This is a genomic window from Paraburkholderia ferrariae NBRC 106233 (assembly GCF_000685035.1).
GTDB classification, from domain to species: domain Bacteria; phylum Pseudomonadota; class Gammaproteobacteria; order Burkholderiales; family Burkholderiaceae; genus Paraburkholderia; species Paraburkholderia ferrariae.
In genome coordinates, this window is record NZ_BAYB01000004.1 from 160,264 (window position 1) to 184,823 (window position 24,560).

Genomic DNA, 24,560 nt, shown 5'->3' on the forward strand with positions numbered 1-24,560 from the left:
CCGTGTCTCGGCCCGGCTTCGGGCCAGCAGTGTGCGGATGCCTCAGCTTCAGCGATCGATGAACAAGGCGGGGCCACCCTTGTACGAGGCGACGACAATGACGACCATCGCGACTAGAAGGAGGGGGAAGCTGCATACGGCCAACGGAAAGAACAGCGCAAGCTGAAGGGATGATCCTCCGATGCCATGCAGTAGATTCGTGTCGCGGATGTTTTCATAGAGCAGCCACGCGGTTGCAGCAAAACCAAGAGCGATGAGAATCAGCCCGTCGGACGTGGGAGTGTGTTGCTGGGTCGCTTTGGCCCAGAAGTACAGTCCCCACCAGATGAGATTGATTGTGATGGCCGCGAGCCAGAATCCTCGCAGGGTGAAAAACGTGTGGCCGAAACGGCGCCGGCAATGCGGGTTAAATAGCTGGATCCCCTTCGCCACGGCGACGAGGGCAGTAATGATCAACGCCAGTTTCAGGAAGCCCATGGTGTGCTCCTTCGGGCACGAAATGTAACGTCAGGATGTCCCGGCCCGCTCGGAGGGCTTCAGCCGGGAGCAAAGTTTTACCCGTCAAATAATAGACGTTTGGCTGACGAATGCAATGTAGTGGCGGCGAACATGGACGGCTATTGCCGACTGCGTTGCCGCAGCGATTGCGTACGTGACCATGAAACGCATCGCAATTGCAATGATGCCGCTGGCAAGCGAAGCCAGAAGTCCGTTGTCTGCAAATGCGGGAACGACAAGGATGGAGATAATCGCGAGGACTGCCATCCATGGTCATACAACCATCACCGTTGCTGTAGTGCTGATTTCCCTTGACGAGCGAGTCGAGCGAAGATAGCGACAGTCGATCAGCGGTCACCGAAGACACGCTGACCATGGAGCCGACCCTGCTGTTGGGAGGCGGGCTCACTGTGGGCGGCGAGGCTCCGTTGGGGCGCGGGCCATTTGAGTGCGGCCAGTTAACTGGCGACGAGAGTATCGTGTCTGTCTGTTCCGGGCATTTGCGCTTCCTCAAGTCGCTTCATCGGCGAACCGTCCGCGGGCTACGGCGGAACGCAGTTGCCGTCAGCATTCGCGAATATCGGGCTTCGCGGCCACAAGGCAACGCCCATATGTCTGGTGCAAAACAAGAACGGATTACGCCAGCGCGGTCACGCAAGCCCAGTGTCAGATGTTGTCCTGCTAGGACGAGGTGAACTCCGCCATCGCCGGCTCGACACTGCCCGGGTTGCAGCGCAAGCGGTAGCGGCTTGCACCTCGCAATCGGCGCCAGCACAGTGCCACGAGTTCCGGTCGTAGCGTGCCAACCACGTCCGACGTCTCGAACACCGTCGGGCGACTGACCGGTGGCAGTTACGCGGCGTGTGCCCCTGACTTTAACGGGTTGCGGGATGCGATCGTAGGTCTGAAACCTCATGCCGACCTGCATGTAGAGGCTGCCGCAGAGCCTGAGTCGCAGCGTCCTCGCGGCGCGTAACGGACGGATGAAGGGCGCGTGCTGCACCTGGCCGTCCTGAGCGCAGCGATGCGAGAGCAGGGCTTTGGCGAACGTTCCATTTCCCGTGTGCAGCAGCACGCCGCACGCATGCTGGACGCTTTCGGAAAGGAGGATATTCCGGTGCCGACTCTGAAAGTCTTCGATTCAAAGGCGCCTTCGGGCCGCGATCGTCGGCGATCGACCTGTTGCGATCGAATCTGGGCTCGCACAGCCGATAGCCGGAGAGTCGCGCATTCGTATCGAAATCCGGTGGATCGTCGCGCTAATCCGCGCGCAGCTGGCGCGGGAGCCCCAGTTGGGAGGCCGGGAACTGCTTTTGCTGTCGGCGTCGAACCAGCAGCTCGCTGTCGTCAGCCGGTCGTTGGGGCAGCTTACGCGCGGCGGTGGAGCGGAGTTCACGTGCGAGGAACTGGCTGATTTTGGAGGCATCCGGGAACAGATTGACGCGCATCTGCGTGCTGTCGTGGGTGCGATTCGCGCCAACCTCGATCGATGGAGCCGGTAACATGCCTTATCCGAAAATTTACGTCGGCGCGATGCTCCTGAACTGGGGGGATCGGTTATTTCAGGAGCCGTTCAGGCATGCGCGGGCGTCACGGCTTTCACGAGCGGACATTCGGGATGAGGCTTCACGCATGCGCGGCCAACTGGCTCGAACGCTGAAGCGGACCCCGGAGGTGATGGTCAACATCACCAACAGGGCGTCTAGTGCCCAGGGAATAGGAGCTGTACGTCGGCATCTTCGTTACATTTCGCGTAACGGCCAGGTCGATCTGGAAGATCAGAACGGCGACCGGATTTCCGGCGTCGATGCGCTGCGCGACCTCACGCGAACTTGGCAGTTCGCAGGATGGGGGATACCGGACACCAGCACTCGCCGCGAAGTATTCAATATCCTTTTGTCGATGCCGCCGGGAACGAACCGGCAGGCTGTGCGCGATGCGGCGCGTGATTTTGCGGCGCACGAGTTTGGCGACGGACGCGCGTATGTCTTTGCAGCACACGACGATGAGGCCCATCCGCATGTGCATTTGAGTGTGCAGGTGCGAGAGCCGGACGGTCGTCGGTTGAATCCACGTCACCAGGATCTTCAGCGGTGGCGTGAGTATTTTGCAGTGCAACTTCGGGCGCATGGTGTGGGGGCGAACGCCACCTCCGGGCGAATCCGCGGTGTCACACAACGGTATTCCATACCAGAAATCGTGCATATGATGGAGCGCGGCGAGGTACCGAAGTATTGGCGGGCCGTCGCAAACGATGCGCAGCGCGAGGCGCGTTGGGTTGCACACGGTGGGGTGTTTGCTGCATGGCGCCAGCTCGCCTACGCGATGGCAGAATCTCGTGTGAGCGAGGATCGTGTGATGGCGGTTGAAATGGCGTATTTCGTTGGCGCGATGCCGGTACAGCGTGACAGGCATGCAGCGGAACGAGAGCGAGATATCGGGCAGGACCAGCCGGCTCGCACGGTATCGGAAAGCGATGGCCGGTCAAACGATGTCGGGCCGGATGTGGAGCGCTGATCGGCGGAGATGATAATAGACATGTGGATCACGGCCAGAGGCGCGAACAGTACCACTTCGCATAAGGAACTGATCCCCTTCAGTTGGAATAGGTCAGATTACCCAGAGGCATTGCTCCAATGTGTGCTGCGTGCAGAGCGAGACGGCACGATATAGAGCGCCGGTGTGGAATGCTAACTGCCGCTTAGCGATGGACGAGCCACGCCGGCCCAGCTTTGAAGGATGCGAACAGCACAATTGCCATAGCAATCAGGAGGAGCGGGAGGCTGTAAAGTGCCACGGGGAAGAACAACGCTAACTGCAATGCCGAGCCGGCCAGTCCGTGGGCAAGATCCGTTTCACAGATGTTTTCATAGGCCATCCAGACAATAGCGACGATGCTCAGAACGAAGAGGACGAGTCCCTCATTAATGGAGGCATGATCGCGTACAGCATTCGCATAGCAATAATGTCCCAGCCACATGAGGTTGATGCCCAGTGCAGCCAGCCAGAATGCGCGAAGCGTGAAAAAGCGATGGCCGAAACGGCGACGGCTGTGGCTGTCGAACAACTGGATGCCCTTCACAAGAGCGACCAGCGCGCCTAACGGCACATTTAAGAATTTCCACTGCCTCACTCCTCGATCGATGGACTGTGGAGATATGCGGTCGACTACAGATAAAGAGCGTGATTCGGTGCGCGCTATCCTTGCGCTGCTTTTTATCCAAATAGAGACGGTTGCTTGAAGAATACGGCGATTCTCGTCGGTCGGCTCGGACAAAGGCAATTTGTATCAGTCACGAGGACAACTCAAAGATCCTTACATCTTCGATTTCTGGGCCTGACGGAAAGCGCTCAGAAACGGGACATCGAAAACGCGCTCACCCGGCACATCACCCGTTTCCTGCTTGAGCTTGGTGCCGGGTTTGCATTTGTGGCGCGGCAATACCGCCTGGTAGTCGGAGGAGACGAGTTCCTTGTCGACCTGCTCTTTTACCATCTCAAGCTGCGGTGTTACGTTGTCGTCGAATTGAAAACACCGCCATTCAAGCCCGAATATCCCGGTCAGCTCAATTTCTATCTCTCAGCCGTGGATGCCCAAGTCAAAGGGCCGCACGACGAGCCCACGATAGGCTTGCTACTGTGCAAGGAAAATAATCGCCTGGTCGCCGAATACGCGCTGCGCGGGATTGCAAGTCCTATGGGCGTCGCTGAGTATCAGCTGCTGCGCGATATCCCGGCGCCTCTGATGCCTAACCTGCCATCGATCGAGCAGATTGAGGCGGAACTCCAGACGGGCAAAGCCTCTGGATTGTCTGATCAACCAGCGCCTTGGTGGCTCGTAGCATGAGCAAACCGTCGTGATGAGCCCGGATCTTTGAATGAGGGGAAGCCAGAACGCGGCGCACGAGCAGGAGAGGGCCGAACACCTGCGGAGGGAACCGACATTGTCGCCGGTGTGCATGGTTGCAAAGGGGCGGCCGCATTTCGACTTTGCATGTCCGGAGCAGTCTGCGGGCCGCCAGATCATTAAATGCAACGCAGCCAATACGACTTATCAGCATTGAAAATGATGCGACCTGTTTGCTTTGCCCTTTGAGGTAGCCTGCGGGCTCGTGGCACCCCATCCATGTTTTGCGCGAAAGCGCGCCGATTATCGAGGCATGGGACCTGACTCGTATCCTGGATGGACGCCCTTCGCAAAGCGGCACCGTGCTCAAACCACTCGAATGGCAGTTCCGGTCAATGGGGGAGGGTAGGAATCAGAGCTATCATCCCCTTCGTTTGCGGACACTGGCCCCAATATGAACCGCATGACGTCGCCGCATGGCACCTGGCGTAATGACGCTGGGCGCCGACGGGTAGCCAGCGTGCGCGCAACGATGAGCGCCACGGCGGGAGCGCGATCGATGGTCGCACGTCCCGGCATGCCAGCTACCGGATCAGCCAGATCATTCGCAAGCGCATCGAGGAGCATTTCGGCTGGGGTAAAACGGTCGGTCGGATCCGGCAGCCGGGGATCAGCCCTCGCGATGTCCATCACGCTGGAAACGCGCCTGTCGACAGGTAACGGTCGCCGCGATCACAAATAGCGAACACGATCGTAGCGTTCTCGACTTCCCGGGCGATGCGCATTGCCACAGCGCATGCGCCACCCGCCGAAATTCCGCAGAAAATCCCCTCGATCGCAGCAAGACATTGCGCTGCGGCCTCAGCCATTGCCTGACCCACCGATTCGATCCGATTGATGCGCGCAGGTTCAAAGAATGCAGGCAGATATCCGTCGGCCCATTTGCGTATGCCCGGAATCCGCGAGCCCTCGTCAGGTTGCAACCCGATAATCTGAACGGCGGAATTCTGTTCCTTCAGGAACCGGCTTACACCCATGATAGTTCCGGTCGCCCCCATGGCCGAAACGAAATGCGTGACCGGTCCCTGAGTTTCACGTCAGATCTCCGGACCGGTGCCTTCATAATGTGCAAGCGGATTGTCGGGATGTAGAACTAATCGAGGACGATGCCGCCGCCTTCCTGTTCCATCTGCGCAGCCATGTCCCGCGCGCACTCCATACCGCCTTTGGCAGGCGTCAGAATTATTTCGGCGCCGTACGCCGCCATGCTGCGACGCCGTTTCTCTGAGACATCCTCTGGCATGAGCAGCACCACAGGCCGTATACGCGCGCGACGCTCGGCCCATCTGATCATCGAGAGCGCCGCGCGATCCTTGACCGAGCCCGCAGGGCTGTTGCCCTCCAGCTTGCCGAGGATGACGTTGTTGCGTGCCCGGATTGTTTCGTCGGGAAGACGAACGAGTTCGACGAGAGAGGTATTGCCAATGACGGCGTCAATGGTTCTGTAGGTCATGTTCCTTGGTATTAGGGAGGTGCGGGAACTACGGCTGTCGGATCGTTTGGCTACGAGCTTTTCCTGATGCCCTTATGTATGCGCTGAGAGTGTCTCTGCCGGATCGTGAGCGTTGGCGTGTTCCGGGTCCATGGCGACCAGTACTGCGCAGGAAACCCTGTCCAGCAGCAATCTATCGTTCTTGCCACTCCACCATCGCCGCACGGGGCCGCTTCGGCGATGTCCCACGACAACCAGATCGGCCTTCAGCTCACGGGCAAAAAACGGAATATGGTCCAGCGGGTCGCCAATCGCGAAATGAGGCGTTGCGATGACTCCGCGCGCAGCGAGTGTCTCGATGCCGTCGCGGAGGATCTCCCTCGCAGACTGCTCCAACGCATCGAACGGCACGGCCGACGCAACGTCGACCCCCTGCGTCCACGCCAGGCTATTCAGAATGGCAAGCAGGTGCGTTTCCACGTTCAGCTGCTCCGCTAATGAGGCGCCATCACGTAACGCCCGCCGCCCTTCACGGGTTGCGTCATAACACAATAGGATGCGCCCGAATGCAGACATATTGTCACTCGCTTCGATTCAGGAAAGCCCCGCTATGCAGCAGCCAGGCGGCGGATGCGCAACCCTTCGAATGCCCGTCGCCCAAGAGCGCAGCGGCACAACGTCGGAGGTCATATCACGTCGAAATCATTATATATCATCATGTGATGTATTTGTGTTTCCCCCCCGACTACCCGACTGGTTCGAGCAGAAGCGGTATGGGTCCGTCTTTCGAAACCATCATGTCATGATAGGAAGTGACGGAAGCTGTTCCCGGATTGCACAAATGGCGGAGCCCGTCACCGGACTGGTGGGCGCTGAGGGAAATCAACATGTCGATCCTCAGGGCACTTCCATCCCCAATCGAAAAGGCATTCTGATGGCTATCGATATGACCTCATTTGCTACGCCACTGACCCGGCTGCTGGGCTGCCGGTACCCCGTCATCTCGGCGGGCATGGGCGGCCCGGCGCGTGCCGAGCTCGCCGCGGCCGTTTCCCATGCAAGCGGATTTGGCCTGCTGGGTATGCTGCGTGAATCGCCTGAGCTGATTTCTCGCGAGATTGCTGCGGTGCGGGCTGCAACGGATCAGCCGTTCGGCGTGAATCTGATTCCCTCGGCCACGGACCCCGCTCTTCTCGCGGCAGAACTCGACGTCTGTCTGGCCGCCCGCGTTCCCGCGATATGTTTCTTCTGGGAGGTCGTACCCGAAGTGCTCGCGAAAGCGAAAGACGCTGGCACGTTGGTGCTCTATCAGGTCGGGTCACTCGAAGACGCGCTTGCCGCGGAAAAGGCGGGGGCCGATGTGGTGATCGCGCAGGGTATCGAAGCGGGCGGCCACGTGCGTGCGCGCACCGGAATCCTGACGTTACTTCCAGAGATTGTCAGGCACGTGCGCATTCCGGTTGTCGCATCGGGTGGCTTCGCGACAGGTGAGGGTCTCGTTGCGGCGCTTGCGCTCGGCGCAGCGGAATTCACTGCGGTACGCTTTCCCTCGCCACCCACGAGTCTTTCGCTCATGACTATCACAAACAGCGCATTCTAGCCGCCCAGGCTGGGGATACGGTCTATACCGATCTGTTTGCGATTAACTGGCCGCCTCGCTCTCCCGTGCGCGTCCTGACAAACAGCGTGACCGGGAAAGCTGGAAATAAGCTGTTTGGACACCCCCGGACAGGCTGTCGCGCGATCTGATCGGTTATGACGACGGGCGGCCGATCTACCGGTTCAGCACCGATTCACCTCTACGCAGCACGACCGGCGATCTTGAGCAGATGGCGCTCTATGCCGGGGAATCGGCAGCGCTCGTCGAACGGGTCTCCAGCGCCGCCGAGGTCATCGAGCGGCTGTTGAATGAGGCAAACGATGCCTCATCGCGGATCGCATCGTTATGTGCACACCTGATGTCGTTAGTGAACCGTTCGCCAGATGATCAACGTGCCCGATCCTGATCCGGTCACGTCGAACGTGGACGACCGCACGGCAAGGTCTATCTGCCCGAGCCGGTCTCTTCGACGCAACTCAGCACGAGTCGACTTCCCGACGCAGATCCGGCGCTGATCGTGGCGGCGTGGAATTCGGTATCGGTACACACCCATTCGACATGAAAGTCCATGTGGTCGCTGTGGCATTCTTTGGATGGCGCACCCGTGAGTGCCTTGCGCAGGATGTACCGGCAGGTCTACAGTCCGTCGCACTGACGCGCGAGGTCACGAGCCGCGTCGGCGCGTGGCGTTCCGCAGTGCGTACCATGGGTACCCGATATGATCCTGATCGCCTGTGCTTCCGCGCTCGAACTTGCCGCCACGGCGAGAATGCTCGCTATCACCCATATACCGCGACAGGCACTGACGAGGAGAGGCGATTTATATCGCGGGTGCGCTACTGTCCTGGTCATCCTTGCCGGCTACCCGCGATAGTACGTTGGCGACCACCCGGTCGCAGTGGGCGCCGCCGAATTCGAATACGTCACGCTCGGCGAGATCGATCTCGTGCGCCAACGATTCACGAAGCAGGCTCCTCGCGCGGAAATGCCGGCTGCGCACCGTCGCTTCCGGGATGTCGAGACACTGTGCCGTCTCCTCGACGCTCAATTCCTCGACCGAACGCAGCACAAACACAACGCGAAAGACTTCCGGCAGTTCATCCAGCTTGCGCTTGAGCAAGGCTCGCAACTCGGCGCGCGCTGCCGCCTTGTCTGGGGAATCGGAATCCTGCGCGGTCATGGCATCGATATCGACATGAGCGTTCGCGTCCACCCTGGGAATTACGTTCTGCCGGCGTGCTGCCCGGCGCAGGCGTCCATAGCATTCATTGAGTACAAGTCAGGATAGCCAGGTAAGGAGCGTGGCGTCTCCGCGAAACCGGGCAATCGATCTGTAGGCTGACAGATACGCGGCCTGCAGCGCGTCTTACGCCTCTGTTCCGTCACGCAAGGTGGCGCGCGCCAGACGATACAGGCGCCGATTGTGCTGCCACATCAGCCATTCGAACGCTGATCGATCGCCCGCGACGATGCGCCTGACCACCTCGCGTTCGTCGCCTGCGGCAAACGTTGAATGTGCTTCAGCGATGTCTGTCATGGCCACCTCGCCGGGTCGCCCTCACTCATCTCTTATCCGTCATAGCACGATCAGTGTGCCACGCATTGTGGTGTGGAGCGTGCACAAGTACGGATAACGGCGCCGTCTGGCGCGCCACGTAACTCCACGATGCATCTGGCGAGATTTCGTGTGAATCGAACGCCTTCGACATTCCAAGTCACCGTATGAGCAAACAGATCCTTGGCGGGAGAGGTGGCCCCGAAGGGGCACGGATGAAGCGCGCGTATCTGTTTGTGGCAGTCGACCGGCCGCTGACTTAAGGAATCGGTGTTAAGGCACCGGCGGAAAGTGCCGCTTACCGGTGGGAACCCGCAAACGGCGGAAGCGTTCTTTTTTATGCTCTTCGTCGAAGTGGGCGAGAGACGGCTTGATCAGATCGCTGCGCGACACGATACCGATCAGCTGCAACGTTTCGGTATCCGCAACCACCGGCAAGCGTTCAAGACCGTGCACCGCCAGACGTGTTGCGACGAGCCGGCAGGTTTCACCCGGCAATGCAAACGCGGGAGCGCGCTGACGCAACACGTCGCTCAGGCGCGAGTCGAGCGTATGCGCTGTCTCGTCACCGCGAATTTTTTCCAGCACCGCGCGATCCACCACACCCGCCAGCGCGCCTTGATGCACGACCGGATAGGCGCGATGTGTCTGGGTCGTGCCGAAGTACGTTGCCAGCGCCTCGCCCACGGACAGCTCGCCGTCGACGGTCTCGACCGTACGCGACATCACTTCGTCGACATGGTGGCGCTCAAGTGGATCGACGCTGTATTCCCGGTAAATGTGATAACCGCGCCGCGCAATTTTCTCGGTCATGATCGAACGCTTCATGACGACCGTTGCAAACCCGTGGGCGATCAGCGTTGCGGCGAGCAGCGGCAGCAAGGCGTTGCTGTCGTGAGTCAGGCCGAAGGCGAACACGATCGCGGTCAAAGGCGCACCGAGCGTGGCGCCGAGCGTGGCCGCCATGCAGACGAGCGGCCACAGGGCAGGGTCGCCGCCCGGCAGCACGTGTCCGAACACCACACCGAGTCCTGCGCCGAGCATCAGCAGCGGCGCAAGGACGCCGCCCGAGGTGCCGGAGCCCAGAGCCACGACCCAGATGACCGCTTTCACCACCAGGATCGCCAGCGCGATCTGGATGGCAATGTGCTGGTGCAACAGGTCGCCGATCACGTCATAGCCGACACCCAGCGCGCGAGGCTCGATAAAGCCGCCGATACCGACAACGAGGCCGCCGAGCGCGGGCCACCACATCCAGTGGATGGGCAGCTTGCCGAACAGGTCTTCGGTCTTGTACAGCGCGGCTGACAGGCCGGCTGCAAGCGCGCCGGACATCAACCCCGCGATAACGCAAGACACGAGCGACAGCGCGCCGGGAGGCGCGGTCTCAAGCGGAAACAGCGCTCCCGTGCCGAAGAATGCCGCACGCGCAAACCCAGCGACCGCACATGCCAGCGCGACCGGCAGAAAACTGCGCGGACGCCATTCGAACAGCAGCAGTTCGACCGCCAGCAGGACGGCGGCCACCGGCGTGCCAAAGACCGCGGTCATGCCGGCCGCCGCGCCGGCCACCAGCAGCGTCTTGCGTTCCGCGGCCGTGACCTTCACGCATTGCGCGATCAGCGACCCCAGTGCGCCGCCTGTCATGATGATCGGGCCTTCTGCGCCGAACGGGCCGCCACTGCCGATCACAATGCCGGACGAGAGCGGTTTGAGAATCGCCACTTTCGGCGACATGCGGCTCTTGCCGAACAGAATCGCTTCGATCGCTTCGGGAATACCGTGACCGCGAATCTTCTCCGAGCCATAGCGGGCCATGAACCCGACGATCAAACCGCCGATCACAGGAATGATCACCACCCAGATACCCAGCGTGTTGCCGGCCGGCGAGCGTTCTGCAAACGAAAACTGCTGGAAGAAGAACAGATTCGTGAACAGATGAATCAGGCTCAACAGCAAGAACGCTGCGAGCGTGCTAAGCGCGCCGATTCCCGCCGCGAGTGCGGAAATGCCGGGAAGCCGTGCGTTGGCGGAGAAATCACGCTTATGGTTATCTAGACTCATGGTGACTCAAAAATCAATACGGGGGACCTTAAATGCGCCTTCGAGCGACTTCAGTTCGGTGCGGTGCATCTCGGCAAGACGGGCAAGCACAAGTTCGCCTGCTTTCAACAAATGAACCTCGACCTGGCGGCGATCCGTCTCACTGATCTTTCTCCGGACCAGATCGAGCGCCTCGCAGCGGGACACGAGCGCGACCACGCCGTGATGCTGCGCCTGGAGTCGTTCTGCCAGCTCGCCGACGGTGGCCCAGTCGCGCTCCGGATACCCCTTGATATGCAGGAGCAGCAGATACTGCAGCGGGGTAATGCCTTCGCCCTGGGCGGCCTGCTCGGAGAAACGCTCGAAGCGCCGCATCTGGTAGCGAAACTCCGACAGTTGCTCGAAGTCCGCCTTGGTCAAGTTGCGAGTGAGTGTTTTCATCGGCGTTTCGTGAGGAGATCAGTAAGGTGAAAATTATATCATGACATGATATTTGTGCCCGTGCTTCAGCGCAATGTCCGTTCGTGATAGTGCTATGCCGCGCGTCGCTGCTGGGCGTAAGCCTGGCGGTACAAACCCGCGATGAGGTCGGCCTGCGTGATCATTCCGGCAAGCCGCCGGTTGGCATCCAGAACCGGGACGTGGTGGTGTCCGTAGTTCGCGAACACTGGCACCAGTTCGACGATCGGTGTTGTCGCGTCGACCGTATGCACGTCGACGTTCATCAGGGCGCCGACCAGCGGCGCCGGGGTGATGCTGCGCTGGAACCAGCGTTGCAGCGGAGACGAGAGACCGGCCGCCTTGCTGAACGCGCGTTTGTCCACAAGGTCGGCGCGGGTCACGATGCCGATCACGTGCTGCTTCTCGTCGGTAACCGGGAGTGCCTTGATGTTGCGCTGTTTCAGCAGGCTCCATGCTGCCGACGCCCTCGTGTTTGCCGACACGGCGACCAGCGAACGCGACATGATGTCGGCGCAGCTCAGCTCATTGAACGTGCGGGCATAGGCCTGCAACTGGACGTCGCGCAACAGGGATTCCAGATCGTCGGTGTCGATATCGAGCAGTTCTCCACGCTTGCTCAGCACGGACTCCAGGTCCGCGCGCGTGAAACCTTCGTTCGCCACTGCCGTCGAGGTCGCCGGGCCTTTGACCGAACTCTGGGCGACGTGCGGGTATCGATGCCCGGTGGCTGCGTGGTAGGCGATGGCCGCGCCCAGCAGGGCGACCGACTGGATCGCGATCGGTTCGAGCACGAAGCGATAGCCCAGAGCATGGACGACCGGGCCGCCCAGAACCGCGGTGAGGGCAACCGCGCCCGACGGCGGGTGCACGCACCGCAACGCGAACATCGCGCAGATCGCCAGCGCGACGGCCAGCGCGCCGGCGCCCACCGGATCGGCGATCCAGCTTGCGCAGGCAACCCCTACCGTCGCTGAAACGAGATTGCCGCCGATGATGGACCACGGTTGCGCAAGCGGACTGGCCGGCACCGCGAACAGCAGCACAGCCGACGCCCCCATGGGCGCCACGAGGAGCGGAATGTTGGCTGCCGGCCCGAGAAGGACGTGCATGCTCCCGCCCGTGAACGCGATACCAAGCAATGCGCCGAGACACGACCTGAAGCGCTCCGGCCACCGGACGGCAATAGGGTGGGGGGCAAAGCTGGAAAACCAGCGAACAAGAGCGTAGCGGGACAAGGGTCGAGTAGGAAAGTAGGTGGGTATCGCGTAGGACGGCAGCACACCTTAAGGCCAAATTCCTACGAAGCGAAAGAACATTTCGACGTGATTGTATCTCATTATGATATAAAACTGTGTTCCGGATCGCCAGAGTCCGACAGAATCGCACTGACAAGGGAGCTCGGGACGATCCAGCGTCTGACGCTGAAGTGGCCGGATTGATGCTATTTTCAGCTTGAATGGATCACGTTGTGATATAAAATGAAGGCAGGCCTTCTCGTGATCGTGCCTGAGCAGAAGCAGTCCGGATGAAACTACAAAGATGGTTTGCCCGGATGGCACGCGCCCATGGGGATGCCGTGCTTCGCTCCGATGCGCAAAGCCGGTCATCGCGGAGGCCGCGGCTATCGTCACAGGAAACGATAGCCAGTTGCCGAAGCAAGGAGCCACCATGTTAATCACGTTTCAATCGCCCGCTGCGCCCGATGTTGTGATGCTCAGAGACGTTGCCCAGTATCTGCTGGGTCTGGTGGGCAAGCGGCTCGACACGCGAGGGGTCATTCTCCATGACGAGTTGCCGCGTGCGATCAGCCGTCTCGAAGCGGCGATTTCGGACGATGAAAAAGCGGAGATTGCCCTCGAATCGCTGCAGTATTCCCGCGAACGCCGTCAGGAATCCAGCAGTGGGCTTTCGCAGCGGGCCTGGCCATTTCTCGACATGATGCGCGAGGCCAGCAAACATAACGCCGACATCATCTGGGGACTTTAGACAGCGGGGTGCCGCGCAAATGGATGCGGGCTGCACCGCCCGTTGAAGGACGCCATGATGAAGCGACGGATCGCATCGTACCTGTTCGCTGCGGCGCTCGCTGCGTGCGGCATCGGCGTGGGCAGGCGCGCAACCGCAGGATGCGGGCGCGGGATCATGCGGAAACTGGAATGGCTGCCAGCCTGTCAGGACATCAGGAGGCAAGCCGGCCGGCGAAGCGGTTACGCCTTATTTCGCTGATATTCCGGAGACGGTTGTCGACGCCTACGGGGGTACGGCGCTCGATATGCTCTCGAGCGGACCCTTTATGCTGGTGAAGTGGCCAGATGGCTGCTGTACGAAAAGCAGGCGATGGCGCACGGGAGGCACGCATCAGAATCCGTCCGGCAATCAGCAGCACGTGATCTTTCTCTGGCCCGCGCTGTAGACGAATCGGCGGTCAGATCCTGGGCAAGCGCGGCGCACTCGTCTTTGCGCAGATGGCGCCGCCTGTAACATCAAGGTCCGTGACGCGTGCGGTTCCACCAGCGCCTGTCGCTTGCATGCCGGAGAATCCGTTCGCGAGGATTGGGCCGGGTGTCCTGGGCAACGACGAAAAGAATCACCATGACGAGTACCGCAGCCGCAACGGCGATCTTTACCAGAAGATCCACCATCATTTTCGCCTCCCGATAAAACACATAAACCTGTCACGCGGCCACCTTGAACAGGACGCCGCAAGATATGCGGTCGAGCAGCAATGCGTGGTTCTCCCCTGTCCACCAGCGCGCAAAAAAACCGTGCGGGTGATGCCCGATGACGATCAGGTCAACCCTCAACGAATCCGCCAGGCGAGAGATCTGATCGATCGCATTGCCGACCGAATAATGTCCCGTTGCGGTCACGCCCCACGCCTGCAACCAGTGAATTCCCTCGCGCAGTGTTTCTTGTGCCGCCTGCTCGTCGAACTCGAATTTCAGCGACGACAGAACGTCGAATCCGCCTGCCCAGTGTGTGCAGTCGGAAATCGAAAGCAGATGGGTTTCAGCCTGAAGCTGCTGCGCAAGAGCCGCACCGCAGCGCAGCGCGAGCCGGCCCTCCGGTGTGGCGTCGTAGCAGAGAAGAATCCGGTTGAACGGAGCCATGGTGGATTCCTTTGCCAACTTTCGCGGTGTCTCCATTCGAGCGATCAAATCGGTTCACCACGAAATTGTTCAGGTGAACATCGGTACGGCCTCGATCAGCACGAAGCCCAGTAACGCGCCCACTGCTGCACCCGGCAGCTTGGGATGCCAGCGTTGCAACTGCAGCATGCTGAGCAGGTCACCAACCAGGATCGTGCCGAGCAGCGCAAAGGCAATCAGCAGGTAGCTGATCTCAAAGTCGTTATTTATGATCATTACGCCTCCTTTATGTCGCGTGAGATGGAATGGACACCGCCCTCCCTCCGGGGAATTGGGCACGACTGAGGGCCTCCAGGACCGAACGGCATCAATGTGCCAGAGTGGAGTTGCGACACAACCACTTAAGGAACGGAGGCCCCAGATGAATGCTACGACATACGGACTCGATATTGCAAAGCGGGTGTTCCAGCTGTACTGGGTCGACACCCAAACTGGCGAGATCGCGAATCGGAAGTTCGGACGTGACGATCTGATTACATTTCTGGCGCAACGCCCCGCCGGTCGCATCGCCCTCGAGGCTTGCGGAAGTGCTCACTGGTGGGCGCGTAAGATTCGCGCGCTCGGACATGAGGTGGTGCTATTACACGCCCAATTTATTCGACCTTTCGTGCAAACAAACAAGACTGATGCGGCGGACGCCCGGGCAATCTGGACTGCCGTGCAGCAACCCGGCATGCGTACGGTTGCCGCCAAGACAGAAGATCAGCAAGTGATGCTAAGCCTCCATCGCATGCGCTCGTTGCTCGTCAAGTTTCGAACAATGCAAATAAATCAGCTGCGCGGGTTGCTGTATGAATTCGGTGTTACGTTTCGCGCAGGACGCGTTGCAGGGCTCGATGAGATTAGGGAGCGCATGGCAGAACTCGAAGACACGCTGCCACGATCAATAGTTCTGAACCTCCTCGAACAGTTGCGTCGCATCAACCTGTTTGAGGAAGACATCAATCAACTCGAGAAGAGGATTGGTGCATGGCAGAAGCAGGAAGCGGCATGCCGTGCGATTTCCGAAGTACCGGGAATCGGCCGGCTAACTGCAACGGCTTTGGTGGCAACAATTGGAGACGCGAAGGCATTCAAGTCAGGCCGCGAGTTCGCAGCGTTTCTGGGGCTCGTTCCTCGTCAGAACGGTACGGGCGGAAAGATACGGCTCGGCTCGATCTCAAGGCGCGGTGACCCATACCTGCGTACCTTATTGATACATGGAGCACGTTCTGTTCTGTGTCACACCAAAGTACCAACGGCCTGGCAAAAGGCGATTCAGGCGAGACGCCCAGCAAATGTGGCGGCGGTAGCCTTGGCAAACAAGATGGCAAGAACCGCCTGGGCGATCCTTGCTCACCAGACTCCGTACGAAGCGCATCATGTAAGCCACAGACCCGCATAGCGGAGTGTGCACGTTGAAGCGTCATGGAACTGGTAGGTTGCTAGGGTTGATTTCAATGTGATGGCAAAACAGGTCGGACCGCAGGAGTGCAAACCTGAACACAGTCTTGTGCCTGAAGCACGCGGCCGAGATGAGGACATTCCTGGCGCATTCCATCAGGGCTCGCGGCTTCGGGCTGCGTAAAGCCGGATTTAAGACCGCAGCCGATACCTCGTTGCGGCATCACATCACGATCAACCTGGCAAACCGGGCGGTGTCCATATAAGACTGTGTCATCAAACTCATGAATGAGGCTTTGCCGGCAACCCGTGGCCGCTTTCGCGGGTTCAGGTTTCCTGGCGCCAGTTGCATTTCCAGTTCACTCCGGGTTCCGATACAGGCCCTAAATCCAATTATATATCACGGCATGACATATGTGATCATCCGATCCACTGGCTGCGAGGTCATCGAGATCGCGGTCGGCAAAAGCACTACGAAATGACGATGAAGGGGCGCGCGAAACCCGCTCTGCTTCTTGCGGCAGCCCCGGTCAATGGCCTCTCTTGACGAATCTGACCGATCGGCAGAACATCAAAACATGAAATATTCCGGGGTCCATTAATGACCTCGAGCGCGGCTCCGATTCGGAGTGACGAAGTAGTCGATGTCCGTGAAGCCGCAGTCGTGTGATTTTCGCAACATTGCAGTACAGGTCTCGTGATCGCCGTAGGACGATCGGCTAAGTAGAGGGAGGAAAGTCATGACTGACGTCGACGAAAAAATCAGGCATCCGCAACCGGTGAAGCACAGCGATAACGAGAAAAGCAAGATGCCGCAACGTGAGGAAGCGGGAGCCAAGCCCGTCAAGACGCGAGGCGAAGAGGAGCCGCCTGTGGAGTGATGCGTCAGGCAGAGGGGGGGGCAGTCGCTGTGACCTTGCCTGGCGGACGCGGTCCGTGGACCGCGTGGAACCTCGACGAAAGGCACGTGTCGCCTGTCGGCTCCCGCATCATCTCACCGTCGACCTGATCTAAACCGAGATCCGGCAACGCAGCCGGACCTCGATCAACGACGAGCGCAAGTTGTGGAAGGACGAGCGGGCGCGCATCGATAGATTGCGCGCCTCACTGCCGCCAGCGGTGGCGAACGCGATGGTATCGGTCTGGGGGCTCGCGATCGAACATGGCGAACAGGTCTTCGCGCAACGCAGCGAAGAGCTTGAGACAGAAGCGACGGCCGCGGTGATACGCGCCGAGTCCCTGGCGACGGCCAGCGCAGGTCCTCAGGCCGAAGGTCATACCCTGTGTGCCAACTCGAGGATCAGCAGACACGCCTTGCCTCGGCGCTGGCAGATCTTGCCCGTGCCCAGACTGAGCGAGATGCCGACACCCGGCAGAGCGAAGCCGCTACAGTCGGGCGCAATATCTTGCGTGCGCAATCGGACCAGGCACTACGCGATGCGCGGTCCGCGCATGCGCGCGAGCTCGACGGATTGCTGGCTGCCCACGCCGAACGCGAATCCGCCTTGCGGGCGGAAGTTGACCAGGTTACCGCCCGGTGCCAACGTCAGCTTCGCTCCGGAATGGTTTTGCTACCAACGCTGGCACTGTAGCTTGAGCCGGTGCGGTGCACAGCTGTAGTGCGCTGCACCAACGCGTCGCACCAACCTAATTCAGGCCACGCGGCAAATCCGTGCTTCGCAGCAACTGAAATCCCATCACTTGTGCCGAGGTGAACGTCCCGGCTTTTCTGGAAATTTGATGATTGTGCGATACGTCGTTGAACTGGCCAGCCCGGCGGACGCACCGTTAGCCGAATGAGGCGCGGCTGGAAGCCGCCGGAGAGACTGCCCCGGATTAGCGCACACGGATCTATGGCACGGCTATTGCATAGATCGGGAGCGGAGCCAACGGAGGCCCCAACGTATTGAATCTTTACCGGCCGCTCGGTCTGAGCGACCCGCAGGGACAACGGCGTCCCGAGTGCCAACTGTGCAACCGAGCAATCGGGACGCGCGGTTGCGCTCGGGGCGCTTTTTTTTGCGCGTCATATGCCGCCGTGAGTCTCGTCATGGCGCGCGCGCCGTGCGAATGGAGTAACGGTGCAGGGCCTTCATGTCCACATTTACGATGAAACAGCCGACTCTTTCAGGTCCCGATGCCGTCTCTGGACAGGTCATCGGTGAGCTCATCAATCTGGGGGGGCGGCAACGGATGCTCTCACAGCGCATCGTGCTGCACGTACTGCTCGCGTCGCTTGGCAACAGCGACGCGCTGTCCGTAGCCAAAGCGTGCCTTGCCACGTTTGCGCAAGCGCATACCGATCTGGTGAGCGGCAACGAGCGCCTGCCGGGCGTGTTTTCCGAAGCGCTGCGCGAGCTGTATTTCGGCAACCGTAGGGCCGATGAGCGGATTCAGCAATTTATCGCCCAGGTGAATCGCGCAGTGTCGTGCGTCGAGTCGGGCCGCGTGGAGGATCGGACCCAACTCGACGCACTCGTCACTCAGGCGACGCCGCTGCTCGAACTGCTGCAGGACATCACGCTCGCGTATCAGCACGAGATGCGCGGCATCGAAGCGGCAGCGCTCAAGCGGCAGACCGACATTGCCGGGCGGCTCGGCAGCATCTCGATGCAGGCCAACATCGTCGCCCTCAACGCGCGTATCTCGGCCGCGCGAGCAGGCCAGTTCGGGCGGGAATTCGCTGTGATCACGACCGTGCTCGCGGACATCATCAAGGAGATGGACGAGCTTATCAAAAGCGTCGTCGACACGCGCGGCATGCCTCTTCAAGGTCGGCACGCCAGCGCCGGCCGCGCTCTTCAATAGCCTTTGCCCTGTGAGAGAAACCCATGAAACATCTGTTGAATTCGCTGACGAGCGGTAACTGGCGCGCGTTGCTCGCGTGCTTCCTCTACTTCGATACCGGGTTTACCGTTTGGGTCATGTACGGCCCCCTCGCCCCGTTCATCCACAGGGACATTTCGATGTCGCCCGCGGAACTGGGCTTTCTCGTCGCGGTTCCGGTGCTGGGCGCGGCGATCCTGCGCGTGACGCTCGGCAACCTGTATCAGGCCTATGACGGCCGCCGCATTGCGCTCTGCGGCGTCGTGCTGTCGGCATTACCGTCGATCGTGCTGCTGCTGTCACCGTCCGCGCCTTCATACGTGATGCTGCTGGTGCTGGGCGTGTTTCTCGGGGTGGGCGGCGCGAGCTTTGCGGTGGCGCTGCCGATGGCCGGCAGCAACTATCCGCCCAAGGTGCAGGGGCTGGTGCTGGGGCTCGCTGCAGCGGGCAATATCGGCGCGGTGCTCGACGGTTTCCTGTTCCCGAGCCTCGCCGATCACTTCGGCTGGGCCAAGGCCGCGGGCGCTGCGTTGCCGTTGCTCGCGCTCGCGGCCACGGCGCTGTTCTTCTGGGCGAAGGACCTGGGGCCGAAGTCCGGCAGCGCGCCGCGTGCGTTGCGCAGCTTCTGCGTCACGCTAGGCGGCTTGATCGCACTCGTGCTCGCCGTGCACGCGGGTGTGTTCGGCGCCGGCAAGACGGGCGTGCTGCTGCTGCCGGTACTGGGCGCGCTGCTGGCGATTGCGGTGCTGCCGAAGCACTATCGCAGCGTGCTCTCGGAAAGCGACACGTGGGTCGTGATGCTGGTCTACAGCATCACGTTCGGCGGCTTCGTCGGCATGTCGTCCTATGTGACGACGCTGCTGGTTTCGCTGTATCAGTTGCCAAAGGTGGAGGCGGGGCTCTTCATGTCGCTGCTCGCCTTCACGGGTGCGCTGGTGCGGCCGCTCGGCGGCCTAATCGCCGACCGCATCTCCGGCGTGCGCGCGCTGGTGCTGCTGCTCGCCGGTATTTCGCTGTGCGATTTCGCATTCGCCGCGTGGATGCCGCCGCTGCCCGCCGGCATCGCGTTGCTGGTGGCCACCTATCTGTGCTTCGGGCTCGGCAATGGCGCGACGTTCCAGCTCGTGCCGCAACGCTGGAAAGGCAAGACCGGGCTGATGTCCGGCATCATCGGTGCAGCGGGCGGCATCGGCGGCTTCTATCTTCCCGTGATCATGGGGATGGCCAAGGAAAGCACCGGCAGCTATCAGATGGGCTTCGCGACCTTTGGCGTTATCTCCGCGCTCGCCTTCGCGCTGGTTGTCCTGCATCGCACGCGTTGGCTCACATGGGCGCTGCCTACGGAGAGCCTGGTGGTTGCGAGCGGGATCCCGGCTGCGGGCGCGCGTGCGGATAGGGTGTGAGCTGGGCGTGGCGCGAAAAGTGCCTGCATTGGCTGCAAGTCGCCGCGCGCGCTTCCCGTTTCGCCTCGCTCGCAAAGGATCGGACAGACGCGGGAGCCCAGCCTGAAGGTGTGAAACGTCAGTTCTTTTGCAGAGTGAAGCGACCGGTGTGTGCAAATTGGATCGCCGCTGTCATATGCCAACGCCGTATGTAAAACGGCCCGCGTCAGACGACGCGGGCCTAAGCTTTTTATCGTTTGGCGTCTGGATCATGCGCTGCGCAAGACCGCCTCGCGCTCGTAGCGCCGCACGTGAGAAGTGGACGGTAATTCAGTAGACACGTCCGCCACCGACTCGTGCGTAGCGTGCGAGCCGGCCTCGCCAATCGCCTTGCCAACCAGAATGACAGCGGGGCTTCCAAGCCCGGCTTCACGCGCACTCGCCGCAAGCGAGTCAAGCGTCGCCAGCACGTGCCGCTCCGCAGCGCTGCCCGCCGATTGCACCACCGCAGCGGGCGTGTCGTGCGGCAGGGCCGACATCAGCGCGGCACACAGGCTGTCGATGCGGCTCATGCCCATGTAAATGGCGAGCGTCGTGCCGGTGGCGGCCAGTGCGGCCCAGTCGGGCTCGCTGTCGTCGCGCAGGTGCGCCGTGATAAACGTCACGCCCGGGCAGTGATTGCGATGCGTGAGCGAAATACCGAGACCTGCTGCCGCTGCAAATCCCGACGAAATGCCATTGACGATCTCGAATGGTATCTGCGCGCGGCGCAGTTCCGCCAGTTCTTCGCCGGCGCGTCCAAATAGCAGGGCGTCGCCGCCTTTCACGCGTACGACGTGGCGGCCGGCACGCGCGTAGCGCAGGATCAGGCGCTGAATGAACGCCTGGGGGGGCGACTTGCAGCCGCCGCGCTTGCCCACGCGAATCACGCGCGCCTGCGGCGCAAGCGACACGATCGCCGGATTGACGAGGTCGTCGAGCAGCACGACATCGGCGCTTGCCAGCAGCCTCGCCGCCCTGATTGTGAGCAGATCGAGGTCGCCCGGACCCGCGCTGAGTAAAGTGACCTTGCCCGTTGCCATGGTGATGTCCTTGTAAGTCCTGAGGCGGCCGGCTCGATGGCCGGTTGATCGAGCGCTGCGCCAAACGCAAACGGCGTCCGCTCGTCGTGTTGAACGAAGGGACGCCGTTGTCCTGATCTGGGTTGCCTATGCTGCCGGGCGGCGCATTGCGCACCCTCTGCAGCGTGACTCCATGTGCCGGCACCGTTGCCGCGCGCATCAATAGACGCAATATCTACGCCAGACAGTGTCGATGCGGGTAGTACACCACGAAAACTTCTGGGTTGCTCACTAATCCCGGTTCACGAGCCAAACCACAGCAGGCCATCTTCGCCCGACCGCTGCACGGATGCAGTGCTGCACCGCACCACCTTTGTGCCCTGCTGCATCAAAGTGCATCTTTCTGTTGCACCCCAAACCAGGGCCGATGCCTCGCATCACCCGTGGCCTGGGCCACTGCGATCGAAGTGACTCATGGCACGGCCTTTGCATAAGTATGCGCGGAGGACCAATGGCGGTCCGGCCCGCATGCAGCAGAAGTGAATCCCAGATTGCGGTTTTTTGGACAACGGCGTCCCCCGAATTCAGTCACCTGATGACTGGATCCGCGGGACGCCTTTTTATTTGCCGGACGAAAAAACATGCCGCGAACCGCGTTGGAAATCGAATTGGAAACGGATGGGACTCCAGTCATGAACGTTGTCGTCATTGGTCACGGCATGGTGGGACACAAACTTCTTGAATGCCTTGTGGACGACGCGAGCGCCGCGCTGCACGTCACCGTGCTGTGCGAGGAGCCGCGTCCCGCTTATGATCGCGTACACCTATCCGAATTCTTTTCCGGCAAATCCGCGGAAGACCTGTCGCTCGTGAAGCCTGGTTTTTTCGATCGTGAGAACGTGCTGCTCAGGCTCAATGCAAAGGCGGTGTCGATCGACCGGGAAGCCCACACGGTAAGCATCTCGACCGGTGAGACGCTTTCCTACGACAAACTGGTATTCGCCACCGGTTCCTCGCCGTTTGTTCCACCGATGACGGGCAGCGATCGTGAGGACTGCTTCGTCTATCGCACCATCGAAGATCTCGAGGCGATGCAGGCGTGCGGCGCGCGCGCGAAATCAGGTGTGGTGGTAGGCGGCGGCCTGCTAGGACTTGAATGCGCGAAGGCGCTGCATGATATGGGACTGGCCGCGCACGTCGTCGAGTTCGCCCCGCGCCTGATGGCGGTGCAGGTCGACGACGGCGGCGGACGGGTTCTGCGCAGCAAGATCGAGGAGCTGGGCGTGCAGGTCCATACGGCCAGGCACACGCTTAGCATCACCGACGGCGAAGCGGGCACCCACCGGATGCAGTTCGCCGACGGCACGCATCTCGACACCGACATGATCGTGTTTTCCGCAGGTATCCGTCCGCGCGATAAGATCGCGCGTGACTGCGGACTGGAACTGGGCCCGCGCGGCGGCATTGCGATCGATGACACCTGCCGCACGAGCGATCCCGACATCTATGCGATCGGCGAATGCGCGGCGTGGAACGGCATGGTATATGGCCTTGTAGCGCCAGGGTATGACATGGCACGCGTCACAGCGAAGCAATTGCTGGGCGAGCAGGCCGGTTTTAGCGGCGCGGACATGAGTACCAAGCTCAAGCTGATGGGCGTGGATGTCGCGAGCATCGGCGACGCGCACGGCAAGACGCCGGGCAGCCGCACGTACCAGTTCAGCGACGAACGCAAGCAGGTCTACAAGAAGCTGGTGGTGTCGGAGTGCGGCAAGCAACTGCTCGGCGCTGTGATGGTGGGCGATGCGAGCGAATACGGCACGCTGCTGCAGATGATGCTGAATCGCATCGAGCTGCCCGAAGCGCCGGAATTTCTCATCCTGCCGCAAAGCGACGGCAAGGCCAAACCCGGACTCGGGGTCGACGCGCTGCCCGCGGCCGCGCAGATCTGCTCGTGCAACAACGTCTCCAAAGGCGACCTGTGCGCCGCGGTGTGCGCGGGCGCGACCGACATCGGCTCGCTAAAATGCGCGACCCAGGCCGGCACGTCGTGCGGCGGCTGCGTGCCTCTCGTCACGCAGGTGATGAAGGCCGAGATGAAGAAGCAGGGTCTCATGGTCAACAACCACCTGTGCGAACACTTCCCGTATTCGCGCCAGGAGCTGTATCACATCGTACGTGTCGAGGGCGTGCGCAGCTTCGGCGAATTGCTCGCGAAGCATGGTCATGGGCTTGGCTGCGACATCTGCAAGCCGGCCGTTGCGAGCATCCTCGCGTCGTGCTGGAACGAATTCGTGCTAAAGAAGGAGCACGCATCGCTGCAGGACACCAACGACTACTACCTTGCCAACATCCAGCGCGACGGCACCTATTCGGTCGTGCCACGCATGCCCGGCGGCGAGGTGACGCCCGACGGCCTGATCGCGGTTGGCAAGGTTGCGAAGAAATACGGCCTTTACACCAAGATCACCGGCGGTCAGCGGGTCGATCTGTTCGGCGCGCGCGTCGAGCAACTGCCGTTCATCTGGGAAGAACTGATTGCCGCCGGTTTCGAATCGGGCCACGCATACGGCAAGTCGCTGCGCACTGTGAAGTCGTGCGTCGGTTCGACGTGGTGCCGTTACGGTGTCGGCGATTCAGTAGGCCTCGCGGTCGAACTCGAGAACCGCTACAAGGGCCTGCGCACGCCGCACAAGATCAAGTTCGGCGTATCGGGCTGCACCCGTGAATGCGCGGAAGCGCAGGGCAAGGACGTCGGCATCATCGCCACAGAGAAGGGCTGGAATCTCTATGTGTGCGGCAATGGCGGCATGAAGCCGCGCCATGCCGAACTGCTCGCGTCCGACCTCGATAACGACACGCTGGTGCGCTACATCGACCGTTTCCTGATGTTCTACGTGCGCACGGCGGATCGTCTGCAACGCACCAGTGTGTGGCGCGACAACCTCGAAGGTGGCCTCGAGTATCTGCTCGACGTGGTCGTCAACGATCACCTTGGTGTTGCGGCGGAACTCGAAGTCGAAATGCAGCAGGTGGTCGACAGCTACGAAGACGAGTGGAAGAAAGCCGTCACCGATCCTGAAACACGCAAACGCTTCCGTCATTTCGTCAACAGCGAAAAGGCCGACAGCACCGTTACGTTTGTGGAGGAGCGCGGCCAGATCCGGCCCGCGACGCCCGCCGAGCGGCAAGCGAAGCAATTCCCCATTCCCGTGGTTGTCGAGACCGCCTGACCCTCTACACGACCTACCCTGAGGAGATC

The 24,560-nt window shown here is 61.0% G+C and carries 20 protein-coding genes and 4 pseudogenes; 11 read left to right on the forward strand and 13 right to left on the reverse strand.

Annotated elements, in window-relative coordinates; all coding sequences use genetic code 11:
• Positions 1 to 48 precede the first annotated feature (48 nt).
• From BFE01S_RS04295 to BFE01S_RS43905, 3 genes are all read right to left on the reverse strand, one after another.
• Positions 49 to 477 (reverse strand): hypothetical protein, encoded by a 429-nt coding sequence (locus tag BFE01S_RS04295; RefSeq protein WP_028200416.1) that lies wholly within the window; start codon positions 475 to 477, stop codon positions 49 to 51.
• Between the two features lie 84 nt (positions 478 to 561).
• The gene (locus BFE01S_RS04300; RefSeq protein ID WP_028200415.1) at positions 562 to 765 is read right to left on the reverse strand and encodes a hypothetical protein; all 204 of its coding nucleotides are present in this window, start codon (positions 763 to 765) and stop codon (positions 562 to 564) included.
• A gap of 992 nt (positions 766 to 1,757) precedes the next feature.
• Entirely contained in the window at positions 1,758 to 2,003 is a 246-nt protein-coding gene (locus tag BFE01S_RS43905; protein ID WP_028224522.1) for a hypothetical protein, read from the reverse strand.
• On the opposite strand from BFE01S_RS43905, the gene BFE01S_RS04310 reads away from it, so the two are divergent.
• On the forward strand, positions 2,002 to 3,015 hold the full coding sequence (locus BFE01S_RS04310) for a relaxase/mobilization nuclease domain-containing protein (RefSeq protein WP_028224523.1): 1,014 nt from the start codon (positions 2,002 to 2,004) through the stop codon (positions 3,013 to 3,015). The genes BFE01S_RS43905 and BFE01S_RS04310 overlap by 2 nt on opposite strands.
• Before the next feature lie 184 nt (positions 3,016 to 3,199).
• On the opposite strand, the gene BFE01S_RS04315 is transcribed toward BFE01S_RS04310, so the two are convergent.
• A complete protein-coding gene (locus tag BFE01S_RS04315; protein WP_042337209.1) occupies positions 3,200 to 3,631 on the reverse strand; it encodes a hypothetical protein in 432 nt (143 codons plus the stop codon).
• A gap of 160 nt (positions 3,632 to 3,791) precedes the next feature.
• Between BFE01S_RS04315 and BFE01S_RS37300 the strand changes: the two are divergent.
• Both BFE01S_RS37300 and BFE01S_RS42535 read left to right on the forward strand, forming a co-directional pair.
• Positions 3,792 to 4,345: pseudogene (locus BFE01S_RS37300) on the forward strand (PDDEXK nuclease domain-containing protein); the annotation flags it as partial.
• Between the two features lie 522 nt (positions 4,346 to 4,867).
• A pseudogene (locus tag BFE01S_RS42535) lies at positions 4,868 to 5,008 on the forward strand (IS5/IS1182 family transposase); the annotation flags it as partial.
• A gap of 26 nt (positions 5,009 to 5,034) precedes the next feature.
• Here the strand turns inward: BFE01S_RS42535 and BFE01S_RS37305 are convergent.
• Both BFE01S_RS37305 and BFE01S_RS04330 read right to left on the reverse strand, forming a co-directional pair.
• Positions 5,035 to 5,858: pseudogene (locus BFE01S_RS37305) on the reverse strand (pyridoxal-phosphate dependent enzyme).
• A 72-nt stretch (positions 5,859 to 5,930) separates the two neighbouring features.
• Entirely contained in the window at positions 5,931 to 6,413 is a 483-nt protein-coding gene (locus BFE01S_RS04330) for a universal stress protein (RefSeq protein ID WP_028224525.1), read from the reverse strand.
• A 265-nt stretch (positions 6,414 to 6,678) separates the two neighbouring features.
• On the opposite strand from BFE01S_RS04330, the gene BFE01S_RS45555 reads away from it, so the two are divergent.
• Positions 6,679 to 7,437 (forward strand): nitronate monooxygenase, encoded by a 759-nt coding sequence (locus BFE01S_RS45555; protein WP_245621026.1) that lies wholly within the window; start codon positions 6,679 to 6,681, stop codon positions 7,435 to 7,437.
• A gap of 229 nt (positions 7,438 to 7,666) precedes the next feature.
• Positions 7,667 to 7,843 (forward strand): hypothetical protein, encoded by a 177-nt coding sequence (locus tag BFE01S_RS45560; RefSeq protein WP_245621027.1) that lies wholly within the window; start codon positions 7,667 to 7,669, stop codon positions 7,841 to 7,843.
• A 414-nt stretch (positions 7,844 to 8,257) separates the two neighbouring features.
• On the opposite strand, the pseudogene BFE01S_RS37315 reads toward BFE01S_RS45560, so the two are convergent.
• The 4 genes and pseudogenes from BFE01S_RS37315 to BFE01S_RS04355 form a co-directional block, all read right to left on the reverse strand.
• Positions 8,258 to 8,974, reverse strand: a pseudogene (locus BFE01S_RS37315) (RNA polymerase sigma factor).
• Between the two features lie 291 nt (positions 8,975 to 9,265).
• Positions 9,266 to 11,056: a chloride channel protein gene (locus tag BFE01S_RS04345; RefSeq protein WP_028224526.1), complete on the reverse strand. Its 1,791-nt coding sequence runs from the start codon at positions 11,054 to 11,056 to the stop codon at positions 9,266 to 9,268.
• Positions 11,057 to 11,062: 6 nt separating this feature from the next.
• Complete coding sequence (locus BFE01S_RS04350) at positions 11,063 to 11,476, reverse strand: MarR family winged helix-turn-helix transcriptional regulator (protein WP_028224527.1); 414 nt, start codon at positions 11,474 to 11,476, stop codon at positions 11,063 to 11,065.
• A 92-nt stretch (positions 11,477 to 11,568) separates the two neighbouring features.
• The gene (locus BFE01S_RS04355) at positions 11,569 to 12,732 is read right to left on the reverse strand and encodes an HPP family protein (protein ID WP_028224528.1); all 1,164 of its coding nucleotides are present in this window, start codon (positions 12,730 to 12,732) and stop codon (positions 11,569 to 11,571) included.
• A 433-nt stretch (positions 12,733 to 13,165) separates the two neighbouring features.
• Here BFE01S_RS04355 and BFE01S_RS04360 point away from each other — a divergent pair, with 433 nt between their 5' ends.
• Positions 13,166 to 13,483 (forward strand): DUF1840 domain-containing protein, encoded by a 318-nt coding sequence (locus BFE01S_RS04360; protein ID WP_028224529.1) that lies wholly within the window; start codon positions 13,166 to 13,168, stop codon positions 13,481 to 13,483.
• A gap of 689 nt (positions 13,484 to 14,172) precedes the next feature.
• On the opposite strand, the gene BFE01S_RS04365 is transcribed toward BFE01S_RS04360, so the two are convergent.
• Positions 14,173 to 14,607, reverse strand: a complete 435-nt coding sequence (locus BFE01S_RS04365) for a universal stress protein (protein ID WP_028224530.1) — start codon at positions 14,605 to 14,607, stop codon at positions 14,173 to 14,175.
• Between the two features lie 69 nt (positions 14,608 to 14,676).
• The gene (locus tag BFE01S_RS04370; protein ID WP_028224531.1) at positions 14,677 to 14,862 is read right to left on the reverse strand and encodes a hypothetical protein; all 186 of its coding nucleotides are present in this window, start codon (positions 14,860 to 14,862) and stop codon (positions 14,677 to 14,679) included.
• Between the two features lie 145 nt (positions 14,863 to 15,007).
• Here BFE01S_RS04370 and BFE01S_RS04375 point away from each other — a divergent pair, with 145 nt between their 5' ends.
• From BFE01S_RS04375 to BFE01S_RS04405, 4 genes are all read left to right on the forward strand, one after another.
• On the forward strand, positions 15,008 to 16,030 hold the full coding sequence (locus BFE01S_RS04375; RefSeq protein WP_028224532.1) for an IS110 family RNA-guided transposase: 1,023 nt from the start codon (positions 15,008 to 15,010) through the stop codon (positions 16,028 to 16,030).
• A gap of 739 nt (positions 16,031 to 16,769) precedes the next feature.
• The gene (locus BFE01S_RS44935) at positions 16,770 to 16,910 is read left to right on the forward strand and encodes a hypothetical protein (RefSeq protein ID WP_169742594.1); all 141 of its coding nucleotides are present in this window, start codon (positions 16,770 to 16,772) and stop codon (positions 16,908 to 16,910) included.
• A 1,228-nt stretch (positions 16,911 to 18,138) separates the two neighbouring features.
• Positions 18,139 to 18,837: a methyl-accepting chemotaxis protein gene (locus tag BFE01S_RS37320; protein ID WP_035520028.1), complete on the forward strand. Its 699-nt coding sequence runs from the start codon at positions 18,139 to 18,141 to the stop codon at positions 18,835 to 18,837.
• A 23-nt stretch (positions 18,838 to 18,860) separates the two neighbouring features.
• Positions 18,861 to 20,258, forward strand: coding sequence for an MFS transporter (locus BFE01S_RS04405; RefSeq protein ID WP_028224533.1), 1,398 nt, complete (start codon positions 18,861 to 18,863; stop codon positions 20,256 to 20,258).
• A 248-nt stretch (positions 20,259 to 20,506) separates the two neighbouring features.
• On the opposite strand, the gene cobA is transcribed toward BFE01S_RS04405, so the two are convergent.
• Positions 20,507 to 21,319: a uroporphyrinogen-III C-methyltransferase gene (gene cobA, locus BFE01S_RS37325; protein ID WP_081923026.1), complete on the reverse strand. Its 813-nt coding sequence runs from the start codon at positions 21,317 to 21,319 to the stop codon at positions 20,507 to 20,509.
• A 671-nt stretch (positions 21,320 to 21,990) separates the two neighbouring features.
• On the opposite strand from cobA, the gene nirB reads away from it, so the two are divergent.
• Positions 21,991 to 24,531, forward strand: coding sequence for a nitrite reductase large subunit NirB (nirB, locus tag BFE01S_RS04415; RefSeq protein ID WP_028224534.1), 2,541 nt, complete (start codon positions 21,991 to 21,993; stop codon positions 24,529 to 24,531).
• The last annotated feature ends 29 nt before the right edge of the window (positions 24,532 to 24,560 follow it).

Coding starts and splice junctions, on each gene's coding strand:
- BFE01S_RS04295 (WP_028200416.1), bottom strand. CDS start 477: ATGGGCTTCCTGAAACTGGCGTTGATCATTACTGCCCTCGTCGCCGTG.
- BFE01S_RS04300 (WP_028200415.1), bottom strand. CDS start 765: ATGGCAGTCCTCGCGATTATCTCCATCCTTGTCGTTCCCGCATTTGCA.
- BFE01S_RS04310 (WP_028224523.1), top strand. CDS start 2,002: ATGCCTTATCCGAAAATTTACGTCGGCGCGATGCTCCTGAACTGGGGG.
- BFE01S_RS43905 (WP_028224522.1), bottom strand. CDS start 2,003: ATGTTACCGGCTCCATCGATCGAGGTTGGCGCGAATCGCACCCACGAC.
- BFE01S_RS04330 (WP_028224525.1), bottom strand. CDS start 6,413: ATGTCTGCATTCGGGCGCATCCTATTGTGTTATGACGCAACCCGTGAA.
- BFE01S_RS45555 (WP_245621026.1), top strand. CDS start 6,679: ATGGCGGAGCCCGTCACCGGACTGGTGGGCGCTGAGGGAAATCAACAT.
- BFE01S_RS45560 (WP_245621027.1), top strand. CDS start 7,667: ATGGCGCTCTATGCCGGGGAATCGGCAGCGCTCGTCGAACGGGTCTCC.
- BFE01S_RS04345 (WP_028224526.1), bottom strand. CDS start 11,056: ATGAGTCTAGATAACCATAAGCGTGATTTCTCCGCCAACGCACGGCTT.
- BFE01S_RS04350 (WP_028224527.1), bottom strand. CDS start 11,476: ATGAAAACACTCACTCGCAACTTGACCAAGGCGGACTTCGAGCAACTG.
- BFE01S_RS04360 (WP_028224529.1), top strand. CDS start 13,166: ATGTTAATCACGTTTCAATCGCCCGCTGCGCCCGATGTTGTGATGCTC.
- BFE01S_RS04365 (WP_028224530.1), bottom strand. CDS start 14,607: ATGGCTCCGTTCAACCGGATTCTTCTCTGCTACGACGCCACACCGGAG.
- BFE01S_RS04370 (WP_028224531.1), bottom strand. CDS start 14,862: ATGATCATAAATAACGACTTTGAGATCAGCTACCTGCTGATTGCCTTT.
- BFE01S_RS04375 (WP_028224532.1), top strand. CDS start 15,008: ATGAATGCTACGACATACGGACTCGATATTGCAAAGCGGGTGTTCCAG.
- BFE01S_RS44935 (WP_169742594.1), top strand. CDS start 16,770: ATGACTGACGTCGACGAAAAAATCAGGCATCCGCAACCGGTGAAGCAC.
- BFE01S_RS37320 (WP_035520028.1), top strand. CDS start 18,139: ATGAAACAGCCGACTCTTTCAGGTCCCGATGCCGTCTCTGGACAGGTC.
- BFE01S_RS04405 (WP_028224533.1), top strand. CDS start 18,861: ATGAAACATCTGTTGAATTCGCTGACGAGCGGTAACTGGCGCGCGTTG.
- cobA (WP_081923026.1), bottom strand. CDS start 21,319: ATGGCAACGGGCAAGGTCACTTTACTCAGCGCGGGTCCGGGCGACCTC.
- nirB (WP_028224534.1), top strand. CDS start 21,991: ATGAACGTTGTCGTCATTGGTCACGGCATGGTGGGACACAAACTTCTT.